The organism is Paraburkholderia sp., from assembly GCF_035501035.1.
GTDB lineage: Bacteria > Pseudomonadota > Gammaproteobacteria > Burkholderiales > Burkholderiaceae > Paraburkholderia.
In genome coordinates this window covers 1-11,621 of the sequence record NZ_DATJWR010000235.1, presented here as the reverse complement: position 1 = coordinate 11,621, position 11,621 = coordinate 1, and the positions used below count along the sequence as shown (strand labels likewise).

Genomic DNA, 11,621 nt, shown 5'->3' with positions numbered 1-11,621 from the left:
TCGTCGATTGCGCGATTCCTGAAGCGAACTTGCTCGGCCAGCGCGGCGAAGGGCTCAAGATCGCGCTCGCGAATCTCGAAGGCGGGCGCATCGGTATTGCGGCGCAGGCGCTTGGCATCGCGCGCGCGGTCTTCGACGCGGCGCGCGCCTACGCGCATGAGCGCGTGCAGTTCGGCGAGCCGATCATCAAGCATCAGAGCGTGGCGAACATGCTCGCGGACATGCATACGCGCATCAACGCCGCGCGTCATCTCGTGCATCACGCGGCGCGGCTGCGCTCGCTTGGCAAGCCGTGTCTTTCCGAGGCTTCGCAGGCCAAGCTTTACGCTTCCGAAATGGCCGAGGAAGTGTGCTCGCACGCCATCCAGATTCACGGCGGCTACGGCTTCCTCAACGACTATCCGGTGGAGCGCCACTACCGCGACGCACGGATCACGCAGATTTACGAAGGCACGAGCGAAGTGCAGCGCATGGTGATCGCGCGGCAGCTTTGACAGGTAATGAGGATGGCGAATTAAAAAATAGACGAAAAACTGGAGACGACGATGACCGGGTTCACCCCTTCCGCGCAGGCCTTCATCGACGCACGCAATCTGCTGCTGCGTCATCGCACCGACTACCCACGCGCCTACGACGAATTCGCGTGGCCGAAGCTCGACACGTTCAACTGGGCGCTCGACTACTTCGACGTGATGGCGCGCGGTAACGACAACCCGGCGCTGTGGATCGTCGACGACCTTGCCAATGGCGGCACACGCTATTCGTTCGCGCAGATGTCCGAGCGTTCGTCGCGCATGGCGAACTTCCTGCGCGAGCAAGGCGTCGCGCGCGGCGACCGCCTGCTGTTGATGCTGCCGAACCGCGTGGAACTGTGGGATGTGATGCTCGCGGCGATGAAGCTCGGCGCGGTGGTGCTGCCCGCCACGACGCAACTCTCGCCCGACGACGTGCGCGAGCGCGTGGAAACGGGCGGTGCGCGCTACGTCGTGGTCGACGCCGCCGAACTCGGCAAATTCGCCGCGCTCGATTCAAGCGTGAAGCGCATCGCGGTGGGTGGCGAAAACGGGGCGGCCGAGGGCTGGATCGACCTTGCACGCGCCTACGAAGCACGCCCAACGTTCGAGCCCGACGGTCCTACGCGCGCCACCGACACGCTTTTGCTCTACTTCACGTCGGGCACGACCTCGAAGCCGAAGCTCGTCGAACACACGCACGAGAGCTACCCCGTAGGCCACCTTTCGACGATGTACTGGATTGGCCTCATGCCCGGCGACATCCACTGGAACATCAGTTCGCCGGGGTGGGCCAAGCACGCGTGGAGCTGCTTTTTCGCGCCCTGGAACGCGCAGGCCTGCGTGTTCGTCTACAACTACGCGCGCTTCGTGCCGAAGGACACGCTCGCCGCGCTCGTGCAGTGCGGCGTGACCACGCTGTGCGCGCCGCCCACGGTGTGGCGCATGCTCGTGCAGGAGCCGCTCGCATCCTATCCGGTGAAGCTGCGCGAGATCGTGGGCGCGGGCGAACCGCTCAACCCCGAGATCATCGAACGTGTGCGCCACGCGTGGGGCATCACGATTCGCGACGGCTACGGCCAGACCGAAACGACCTGCCAGATCGGCAACCCGCCGGGCCAGCCGGTGGTCGCGGGCTCGATGGGCCGGCCCTTGCCGGGCTACCGCGTGGAGCTAGTCGATGCCGACGACCATCCCGCAGCCGAAGGCGAGATCGCGCTGCCGCTCGTGCATCGTCCGCTCGGCCTGATGACGGGCTATGCGAACAACGCCAAGGCGAGCGAGTATGCGATGCGCAACGGCTACTACCATACGTCCGATGTCGCGATGCGCCGCGATGACGGCTACTACGTTTACGTGGGCCGCGCCGACGACGTGTTCAAGTCGTCCGATTACCGCCTGAGCCCGTTCGAGCTGGAGAGCGTGCTGATCGAGCACGAGGCGATCGCCGAGGCGGCAGTGGTGCCGAGCCCCGACGAACTGCGTCTCTCGGTGCCGAAGGCATTCGTCATCGTGCGCCATGGCTACGAGGCCGGCCCCGAACTGGCGCGAGAGGTATTCCGCTTCTCGCGCGAAAAGCTCGCACCGTACAAGCGCATTCGCCGCCTGCAGTTCAGCGATCTGCCGAAGACCATCTCGGGCAAGATTCGTCGCGTCGAACTGCGCTGCCGGGAAATGGAGCGCAACGCCGAATCCGCGCGCCAGCCCGACGAGTACTGGGAAGAGGACTTCCCCGAGCTGCGTTGACATCCACACGGAGTCCGAAATGATCGAGTTTGAATACGCGCATGAAGGCGCGGTGGCCCTGCTCACGCTTTCACGTCCGCCCGCGAACGCCTTTACGATCGATGGCCTGCGTCAGCTCCAGCAGGTGATCGAAGCGTTCGACCGCGAGCCGCAGGTGCGCGCCGTCGTCATCACGGGCAGCGGGCCGAAATTCTTCAGCGCGGGCGCCGACCTCAACGCATTCGCCGATGGCGACCGCGACGTCGCGCGCACGGCGGCGAGTGCGTTCGGCGCGGCATTCGAGGCGCTGCAGCGGGCGCGGCCCGTGGTGATCGCCGCGATCAACGGCTATGCGATGGGCGGTGGCCTGGAGTGCGCGCTCGCCTGCGATATCCGCGTTGCCGAGGAGCATGCGCAGCTTGCGCTGCCCGAGCCGGCCGTCGGGCTGCTGCCCTGCGGCTGCGGCACGCAGACCTTGCCGTGGCTCGTCGGCGAAGGCTGGGCCAAGCGTATCATCCTCACGGGCGAGCGCGTGAACGCGCAGACTGCGTTGCGCATCGGTCTCGTGGAGGAAGTCGTGGCAACCGGCGGCGCACGCGAGGCGGCGCTTGCGATGGCGGCGCGCGTCGCCGGCCTGAGCCCGCAGGCCGTGAGCGCCTGCAAGTCGCTGATCCATCAGGCGCGCAACGGCGTGCCGCGCAGCGCGGCGCTCGCGGTCGAGCGCGAGCGCTTCGTCGATCTGTTCGATTCGCCCAACCAGCGCGAAGGCGTCAACGCGTTTCTGGAGAAACGCAAGCCGCGCTGGCACATTGAAATGGAGAACTAAGCAATGAATGCAACACCCGCTTCCGTGCAGGCGGCAACGGAAGCCGAGAAGGATGTGCTGTTCCGCGTGGTCAATCGCGTGGCGATCGTCACGCTCAATCGTCCGGCCGCGCTCAATGCGCTCTCGCACGCGATGGTGCGCGAACTGGCCGTGCTGATCGAGCGCGTGCGCGAGGACGAGTCCATCGTCGCGCTCGTGCTGGAAGGCGCGGGCCCGAAGGGCTTTTGCGCGGGCGGCGACGTGCGCGCGCTCTACCAGCTCGCGCGTGCGCGCGAACGTGACGGCACGAATGGCTGGCAGCAATTCTTCGTCGACGAATACCGCCTCGACTACGCGCTGCACACGTTTTCCAAACCGCTCGTCGCGCTGCTCGACGGCGTGACGATGGGCGGCGGCATGGGGCTCGGCCAGGCGGCGGCGCTGCGCGTCGCGACCTCGCGCACGAAGATCGCGATGCCGGAAACGCGCATCGGCTTGCTGCCCGACGTCGGCGCAACGCATTTCCTCGCGAAGATGCCCGTGGAGATGGAGCTTTACGTGGGCTTGACCGGCGCGACGCTCACGGGCGCGGATGCGGTGCGTTGCCGCCTGGCCGACGCCTGCATGCCCGGCGAATGGCTCGACGGCTACGAGGCGCGGCTCGCCGCCGCGCAATGGACAGGTGACGTGCGCGCGGTGCTGCGCGAGGTGTTCGTCGCGCCGTGCCACGAGGCGGGCGAAGGCGCGCTCGCTTCATTCGCGCCGCTCATCGAGCGTCACTTCGAGCGCGGCTCGCGCGTCGAGCAGATCGTGGCCTCGCTGCGTGCGGATCTCGAACGCGAGTACACGGAAAGCGAGCGGAAGTGGCTCGAAGCCACGCTCGAGGCGCTCACGCACTATTCGCCCACCATGCTGGAAGTCACGCGCGAGGCATTGCTGCGTGGCCGCCAGATGACGCTTGCCGAGAGCTTTCGCATGGAGCTTGGCATCGTCGGCCGGGCGATCGAGGAGGGTGACTTCTGCGAGGGCGTGCGCGCTCATCTCGTCGACAAGGACCGCAAGCCACGTTGGGCACCCGCGACGCTTGTCGAAGTGCGGCCCGAACGCGTGCAGCACTTTCTTTCGTCGCCGTGGCGCGGCGAGGCGCATCCGCTGGCGGATCTCGGCGCTTGAGCGTCCGGGTTCGAGGGCTTGCGCAGTGCGGCGAGCCGCCAGTCGCGGCCGAATGGCGGTCGCGGGGTGGCGCTCATCGCACCGAGCGCGTGGGAGTGGCGTCCAGCGCATCGCGTCACGTTGGGGCGCCGAGATAGGCAAAAACGAAAACGCCCGCAGCGCGTCTCGCGGCGGGCGTTCAGGAACGGGCGGCGCTTACAGGTCTTACAGGTAGCTGCAAACGTAGTCGAGCGTCTCGATCACCTCGATGTCGAAGCGGCTCTTGCCCGGCACGGAGAACGACTCGCCGGCGCTGTAGGTCTTCCACTCGTCGCTGCCTTCGAGACGGATGCGGCACTTGCCAGCCTGCACTTCCATCAGCTCGGGAGCGTCGGTGCCGAAATTGAGCGTGGCCGGCAGGATCACGCCGAGCGTCTTGCGCGAGCCGTCGGCGAACAGCACAGTGTGCGAGACGCACTTGCCGTCGAAGTAGACGTTGGCGCGTTTGATTACGGAAACCTGGTCGAATTGCGTTGCGGCCGTCATGGCGGTCATCCTCTGGTCGTCGTGAATGGAAATGGGCGCCGGGACGACGCGTCGTCCGCGGCGAGCCCGCCATCATACCGGCAGTCGGGCGTGGCGCACATCGTGCGCAAAAAGGGGCGCCCGGAGCGCCCCTTCGTGCCGCCCATCGGCGCACATCACTCCGGCTTCACCGCAACCGAAGCCTCGGCGGTCAGCAGCATGAACGTGAAGCTCTCCTGCAGATAGAGCCGCACGCTCAACTCGTCGTGCGATGAATAGCCAATCGACACATCCTGCCCGAGGTGGAACGCAAAGTCGCCGCCGCGTGTGCTCAGGATCACACCGCCTTCGATGGCCGGCGCCCAGATGATCTCGCCGTTCACGAGACGGCGGATATGTTCGAGGATTGGGTACCCCTGGTCGCTCGCTTCGCTCACGGCCGTGTACGCATCGGAGCCGAGCAGCACCGCGTACGGGCCGTCCACGCCTTGCAGACGCAATTGCTCGAGCGCCTTGGCGATGACCGTCGGGTAATCAGCGATATCGGCCGGCAGCGGCAGAACCGGGTTCGACGAGCCTTCGCGTATGCCCGTGATCTGCGCGGCCGTGTAGCCGTCGAAAATCGCGCGGTCTTCCGCGAACGCGAGGCGCGTGGCCGCATCCTTGGCCGGCTGCCAGTCGGAGTCCTCGGCGCCGCGCTCCACGTCGTCGATCGCTTCGCGCGAGAGCTCGAACGGCACGCGCAGTTCCACGAGCGCCTTCACTTCGCGCTGGCGCGCGCGGATGCCTTCGAACGGCGCCTCGATGCCGTTCTGGTGGCCGGTGCCAACGGCTGCGAGCGCGGGGCCGCCGGGGCCCTGCACGTCCACGACGCGGCGGCCCGCGAGCGAGCGCTTGAACGTGCGCGCGACTTCTTCTTCGATTTGCGACCACGCGGCCGTGGAAATGGGCGCCAGCTCGCGATGGAGGTTATTCATGCCGGGGTGCTCCTTTGAGGGATCCGATGGTGAGTGAGCCGTCCGCGCAGGCCGCGGCGGCGGGCTCGGTGGCTTGTTCCGAAGGTTGCTCGGGTACTGACGAGGCGCCGGGCTCCAGCTCGGCGAGCGCTTCGAGCAGCGGTTGCGAAGGCACGAAGAAGAGCCCTCCGGTCACGGCGCGGCTGAAGTCGAGCAGGCGGTCGTAGTTGCCGGGCGGCGAACCGACGAACATGTTTTCGAGCATCTGTTCGATCGGCGCGGGCGAGCGCGCGTAGCCGATGAAATAGGTGCCGAATTCGCCCGATCCCGGCCGGCCGAACGGCATGTTGTCGCGCAGGATCTTGATCTCGTTGCCCGCCTCGTCTTCGAGCGTGGTGAGCGAGCTGTGCGACCAACTCGGCTTCACGCCCTCGTCGAGCTCGATGTCCTGGAGCTTGGTGCGCCCGATGATGCGCTCCTGCGCCTCCACGGAAAGCGCGTTCCAGCCTTTCATGTCGTGCAGGTACTTCTGCACGAGCACGTAGCTGCCGCCTGTGAAGTCGGGGTCGTCTTGCTCGCCGATCACGGTGAAATGGGCCGCTTCGTTGCCGGTGGGATTCTCGGTGCCGTCGACGAAGCCGATCATCGCGCGCATGTCGAAGTTGCGAAAGCCGTGCACTTCGTCCACGGTCGTGACCGCGCCTTCGAGGCGCGTCATGAGCTGGGTGGCGAGTTCGAAGCACAGGTCGGTTTCGTCGGCCCGGATGTGCAGCAGGATGTCGCCGGGCGTGGCGACCGCCACGCGCGCGCCGGTGCCGAATTCGCGGAACGGATGCAGTTGCGCCGGGCGCGGCTCGCCGAACAGCTTGTCCCATGCGTCGGACGAAAAGCCCACCACGCACGAGAGATTGCCGCCCGGTACGCGTTTGCCGACCGCGCGCACGAGGTTGGCGACGTCGGCGCACCAGCCGCGCACGGCGGCGCGGCTCGCGGCGTCTTCGTTGACGGTCACGACGATGAAAAAGGCGTTGCGCGTAACGGCGCTCGAGACGGACTGCGGTTCCTGCGTGAGTGAAGCCGGCGTCATGATCTGGGGTATCGCTCTCGGAGTGGGGTGGGGGCCCGCGATGGGTGCCTGGCGCGAACCTTGCCGGACGATGCATCGGCTGGATCGGGGTCGCATGTGCGCTGTGCCGCATAGTTTAGCCAAACTCGCAAAAAAGGGTGCAGGCGAGCGGGCCGCCATGCGACGATAATCGGCGTCATCGCGTTTGTCTGGGAGGCGCCATGTGGGACCACACCGAGCATGAAGGCTTCGAGATCTGGGTGCTGCCGATTCCGGCGTTCGGGCCGCGCTCGCCCGAGCCGCTATTCCACTACAGCGGCTACATCTGCCGCCACAGCGCGGACGCCCATCTCGAAGGGCGCAGCGTGCGCTTTCACGACATGATGCGCAACTACACCGGCGCGGACGCCGCGCTCGACGCCGCCTATGCGGACGCGCGCAAGCGCATCGACCGCTTCCACGCCACCGGGAGTTGGGCCGAGAGCACGGCCTGAGAGGCCAGGCGACGGCGCATGCCGTCAGCGGCCTTCCTGCACGATCAGCTTGACGGGGCGCCCTTCGCATCCCATCTCGCCGGGCAGCGCGAGCGTGCGCCAGCCGGCCGGCTGGCCGGGGGCGGAGAGGTCGGTGACCTCCGGCTCGGTGTAGCTCGTGAGCACATTGAACGGCCAGGACCCGCGGCGCAGCCGCTCGTGAATCAGCGAGCCGATCCAGATCGGCGTGGGCTCCCCGCCGTTCGCGTTGCCGTGGCGCGGCGCGAGCGCATAGCCCGATGGCCAGAAGCGCAGCACGTCGCGGCGGCTGCCCGGCGCGGCGGTGTCGCCGCTCATGTGCGCGCGGGAGAATACGAGCGGCGAGGGCAGCCCGTTGTTCAGCTTCGGCAGAAGCGGTAGCGCCATCGCATCGACGTGCGGTGCAACGAGCGACAGCACGCTCCTCACCGAGAAGTCCGGGCCTTCGCTCCAGCCGGCGTCGCGCAGCGCCGAGCGCAGGCTTTCGGCGCTCGCGGCCCACTGGATCGTCATCGGCTCGCGCCGCGTGCCTTTCATGTCGAAGCGATAGCACGCAAGCGTTCTCCACAGCGAATCGCTCCACTCGAGCTGCGTGATGACGACGGGCGGCCGCGGCGCCGCCGAAGCGTTCGCAGGCGGTGCGGGATGACGCCCTGGCGGCATCGTCTGCAGGACAAAGGCGGCGACCAGCACGGCGAGCACGATCGGTGGCATGAAACCGCGCTGCGGCGGCCGATGGGGATAGCGCCAGAGCGACATGAGCACGACGGCCGCCACCCAGATCGAGGCGAAGGCCACGCCGCCGATGGCGTCGGAGAACAGGAAGCGGTCGAAGTAGAGCCCCGCGAACGTCACGGCCAGCACGCTCGCATTGCCGAGCGCGGCGACGAGCGCCGCCTCCAGCATGCTCGCGCGCCGCACGAGCAGGAACATCACGAAGCCGTAGACGATCACCATCGACGCCACGCGGTCGCTCGGGAACACATAGGCTTCGAGGCTCGGGCCGCCCGGCGCCGCGTGGTGGATCACGAAGCGCAGGATCAGGATGAGCAGTTGCGAAACGGCCGCCGCGATCATCCAGTACGCGATCGTGCGCCAGCGCCGCTCGCACGCCATCCATATGGCCGCGGTCGCGACAAGTGCTGCGAGCGTAGTGGTGCTGCCGAGCGTTTCGACGCGCGCGAGCGCTGCGTCGGCCCAGGTGGTGCGGATCGACTGGAGGAACTGGCGCACCGACTGGTCGAGCTGCACGAGCGGCGCGCCGCGCAGCACGTTGTCGAGCACATAGGAGAACACGGCCGCGCACAGCGGCACGAGGCCGGTGATCACGATGATCGCGCCGAGCGCGGGCTGCGCGGGATCGAGCAGGCGGCTGAGCCGGCGCGCGGCGCGCCCGGGATGTTGCGCCGCCCAGTTCGCGGCGCTGCGCCGCGACGCGCTGGCCCAGTTGTCGATGTGCAGGAGCAGCAAGCGCACGAAGTGCCAGATTAGCCAGACGGCAAGCGCGACGATCGCGAGAATGACGACGAGCCGGAACGACACCGCGCCCGCGAGCTGGAGCGAGGCGCCGAACACCACGCCCGGCAAGATGTGCGCGGGCGCCCAGACAAGCGCGGAGAGCACGTTCATCACGAAGAAGCGCATGGGGGCCATGCCCGCCATGCCCGCGACGATCGGCACGACGGCGCGCAGCGGCGCGACGAAGCGTGCGAGGATCACGCTGCGCGTGCCCTGGCTCACGAAATAGGCTTGCGCGCGCTCCAGGATGTAGGGGTGGTGGCGCAGCGGCCAGGCCTGGGCAAGCGAGTCGCGGTAGCGATGGCCGATCCAGAAGCTGACGCCGTCACCGGCTACCGCGCCCGCGATGGCGCAAACGAACAGCCAGCCCAGGTTGATCGTGCCCGTGGCCGCGAGCGCGCCTGCAATGAACATCGCCGTGCTGCCAGGGATGAAGGTGCCGATGAACGCGAGCGATTCGAGGAACGCGGCGAGCACGACGACACCGAGCGTCCACGCGGAATGCTGGGCGAGCAGGTGCAGCAGGTGGTCGTAGGCGTGCTCCATTGGCGGGGAGGCTCGGTGCGGGCGTGGTTGCGGGGTGGATCGGGCGGGGCGCGGTGCGCCCGGTTGCGCGCCGCGTCCCATGCGCAATATAACCGGCGGCGCAATTGCGCGCGTGCCGTGGCGTCGGCGTGGCGGACAGGCCGCTTTCGCGGCCAAAAGAAAACGCCCCGCAGCGTGCCTGATGCATACGCTGCGGGGCGCGGACTGTTACACGATACGGCGGTTTAGCGCCTCAGCACCTCAGTGCTCCACGGCCTCCATCGGCAAGAGCCCGGTCTGCCCGTAGAACTCCTGCGCGGCGAATGCTTCGCGCTCCTTGCGTGCGCGCGCACCGACATCCAGACGCGAGACCGCCCAGATGCCGAAGAACGCGAGCGGCACGGAAACGAGCGCGGGATTGTCGAGGAACACCAGTGCGTGAGCGTGGTGGAGCACATCCACCCACACCGACTTCGAGAGGACCGTGAGCAGTACCGAGGAGACGAGCCCGAGCACGCCGCCCGCAACCGCGCCGCGCGTGGTCATGCCGCTCCAGAAGATCGACATGACGAGCACCGGGAAGTTGGCGCTCGCCGCCACGGCGGCGACGAGTCCCACGAGGAACGCCACGTTCGCATGCTCGAACAGAATGCCGAGGCCGATCGCCACCGCGCTGAGCGCGAGTGTCGCGACGCGCGAAATGCGCATCTCGCGATGCTCGTTTTTGCGTCCGCGCGCGAGCCAGCTCGCGTAGAGATCGTGCGAGACCGTGGTTGCGCCCGAGAGCGTGAGGCCCGCCACCACGGCGAGGATCGTCGCGAACGTGACCGCCGCGATGAAGCCGTAGAAGAGGTTGCCGCCCACCGCTTGCGCAAGCTTCACGGCGACCATGTTCGAACCGCCGAGCAGGTCCGTCGTGAGATTGAAGTGGCCTGCCGCGTCGACACGGAAGAACTCGGGGTGCTCGGCGAGCAGCGCGATTGCCGAGAAGCCGATCACGAACGTGAGCAGATAGAAGTAGCCGATGAAGCCCGTCGCGTAAAACACCGATTTGCGCGCCTCTTTCGCGTTGGGCACCGTGAAAAAGCGCATCAGGATGTGCGGAAAGCCCGCCGTGCCGAACATCAGCGCGATGCCGAGCGAGAGCGCGTTTAGCGGATCGCGGATCAGCTTGCCCGGTGCCATGATGCTCAGGGCGCCCGGATGCACGTTGACGGCCTGGCGAAACATTTCGTTCGCACTGAAGCCGAAGTGCGCAAGCGCGAGCACGGCCATGAATGTTGCGCCGCACAGCAGCAGGGCTGCCTTGATGAGCTGCACCCACGTGGTGGCTTTCATGCCGCCGAAGAACACGTAGATCACCATCAGCGCGCCTACGACGATCTCGGCAATCCAGTAGTCGAGCCCGAACAGCAACTCGATGAGCTTGCCCGCGCCCACCATCTGCACGACCAGATAGAAGATCACGACCATCAGCGAATTGGCCGAGGTCATCAGACGGATCGGGCCTTGCGCGAAGCGATATGCAACGACGTCGGCGAACGTGAACTTGCCGAGGTTGCGCAGCGGTTCGGCGATCAGAAACATCACGAACGGCCAGCCGACGAGAAAGCCGATCGAGTAGATGAGCCCGTCGAATCCGAAGATGAACACCATGCCTGAGAGGCCGAGGAACGAGGCCGCCGACATGTAGTCGCCCGCAATCGCGAGACCGTTCTGAAAGCCGGTGATGCCGCCGCCGCCCGTGTAGAAGTCGTGCGCGGTGCGCGTGCGGCGCGCGGCCCACTGCGTGATACCGAGTGTGACGAGCACGAACAGCAAGAACATGCCGATGGCTACGGGGTTGTGCTGAGGCGCGGGCATGGGCGCCGCAGCGGCGGCCGGCACGTTGGCGCGGGCGAGCGCGGGTGCGAGTGCGAGAGCAGGGAAGAGGCGAAGTGGCTTCATGCGTGGGCCTCGGCGTGGAGCTTTGCGATGAGCGCGCGCATGGCCGGATCGAAGCGGCGGTTGGCGCGCAGCACGTAGAGGCCGGTGAGCGCGATGGCGCTCACGATGATGCTTACGCCCACGACAATGCCGACGCTCGTGGTGGCGCCCGCATAGAGCGGATGCGCGAGCTGATGCGGCGCGAGCGCGACGATGAGGATGAAGCCGTAGTAAATGGCGATCATGAGCGCGGTCAGCGTGAAGCTGAAGCGCCGGCGCACGGCGATCAGCCGCCGGTATTCGGAGTGCGCCTTGATCGTATCGATCGAGGGTGTAGCCATGGTGTCTCCTGTCGATGGGAATTGGCGTTTTGGCGCTTGGTCCCATCCCATGCAAAGC

11 protein-coding genes are annotated in these 11,621 nt (G+C 67.1%); 5 read left to right on the top strand and 6 right to left on the bottom strand.

Going from position 1 to position 11,621, the window contains the following annotated elements:
* The 4 genes from VMJ11_RS17290 to VMJ11_RS17275 all read left to right on the top strand — a co-directional run.
* A partial coding sequence (locus tag VMJ11_RS17290; protein WP_325620611.1) for an acyl-CoA dehydrogenase family protein occupies positions 1-494 on the top strand: 494 nt, incomplete at its 5' end.
* Positions 495-545: 51 nt separating this feature from the next.
* Complete coding sequence (locus VMJ11_RS17285; protein WP_325620610.1) at positions 546-2,258, top strand: AMP-binding protein; 1,713 nt, start codon at positions 546-548, stop codon at positions 2,256-2,258.
* A 19-nt stretch (positions 2,259-2,277) separates the two neighbouring features.
* On the top strand, positions 2,278-3,063 hold the full coding sequence (locus VMJ11_RS17280) for an enoyl-CoA hydratase (RefSeq protein ID WP_325620609.1): 786 nt from the start codon (positions 2,278-2,280) through the stop codon (positions 3,061-3,063).
* Positions 3,064-3,066: 3 nt separating this feature from the next.
* Positions 3,067-4,215 (top strand): enoyl-CoA hydratase/isomerase family protein, encoded by a 1,149-nt coding sequence (locus VMJ11_RS17275; protein ID WP_325620608.1) that lies wholly within the window; start codon positions 3,067-3,069, stop codon positions 4,213-4,215.
* A 204-nt stretch (positions 4,216-4,419) separates the two neighbouring features.
* Here VMJ11_RS17275 and VMJ11_RS17270 read toward each other — a convergent pair whose 3' ends face one another.
* From VMJ11_RS17270 to VMJ11_RS17260, 3 genes are all read right to left on the bottom strand, one after another.
* Positions 4,420-4,740: a pyrimidine/purine nucleoside phosphorylase gene (locus VMJ11_RS17270; RefSeq protein ID WP_325620607.1), complete on the bottom strand. Its 321-nt coding sequence runs from the start codon at positions 4,738-4,740 to the stop codon at positions 4,420-4,422.
* A gap of 155 nt (positions 4,741-4,895) precedes the next feature.
* On the bottom strand, positions 4,896-5,696 hold the full coding sequence (locus tag VMJ11_RS17265) for a family 1 encapsulin nanocompartment shell protein (protein WP_325620606.1): 801 nt from the start codon (positions 5,694-5,696) through the stop codon (positions 4,896-4,898).
* On the bottom strand, positions 5,689-6,762 hold the full coding sequence (locus tag VMJ11_RS17260; RefSeq protein ID WP_325620605.1) for a Dyp-type peroxidase: 1,074 nt from the start codon (positions 6,760-6,762) through the stop codon (positions 5,689-5,691). The genes VMJ11_RS17265 and VMJ11_RS17260 overlap by 8 nt, the downstream gene beginning before the upstream one ends.
* Before the next feature lie 200 nt (positions 6,763-6,962).
* Between VMJ11_RS17260 and VMJ11_RS17255 the strand changes: the two genes are divergently transcribed.
* The gene (locus VMJ11_RS17255) at positions 6,963-7,235 is read left to right on the top strand and encodes a hypothetical protein (protein WP_325620604.1); all 273 of its coding nucleotides are present in this window, start codon (positions 6,963-6,965) and stop codon (positions 7,233-7,235) included.
* Positions 7,236-7,259: 24 nt separating this feature from the next.
* Here the strand turns inward: VMJ11_RS17255 and VMJ11_RS17250 are convergent, their stop codons facing one another.
* From VMJ11_RS17250 to VMJ11_RS17240, 3 genes are all read right to left on the bottom strand, one after another.
* Positions 7,260-9,317, bottom strand: a complete 2,058-nt coding sequence (locus VMJ11_RS17250) for a VTT domain-containing protein (protein ID WP_325620603.1) — start codon at positions 9,315-9,317, stop codon at positions 7,260-7,262.
* A 240-nt stretch (positions 9,318-9,557) separates the two neighbouring features.
* Positions 9,558-11,243 (bottom strand): cation acetate symporter, encoded by a 1,686-nt coding sequence (locus VMJ11_RS17245; RefSeq protein ID WP_325620602.1) that lies wholly within the window; start codon positions 11,241-11,243, stop codon positions 9,558-9,560.
* Positions 11,240-11,563 carry a DUF485 domain-containing protein gene (locus VMJ11_RS17240; protein WP_325620601.1) on the bottom strand — a complete coding sequence of 108 codons (324 nt, stop codon included), beginning with the start codon at positions 11,561-11,563 and terminating at the stop codon, positions 11,240-11,242. Before VMJ11_RS17240 ends, VMJ11_RS17245 begins: the two co-directional genes overlap by 4 nt.
* Positions 11,564-11,621 lie beyond the last annotated feature (58 nt).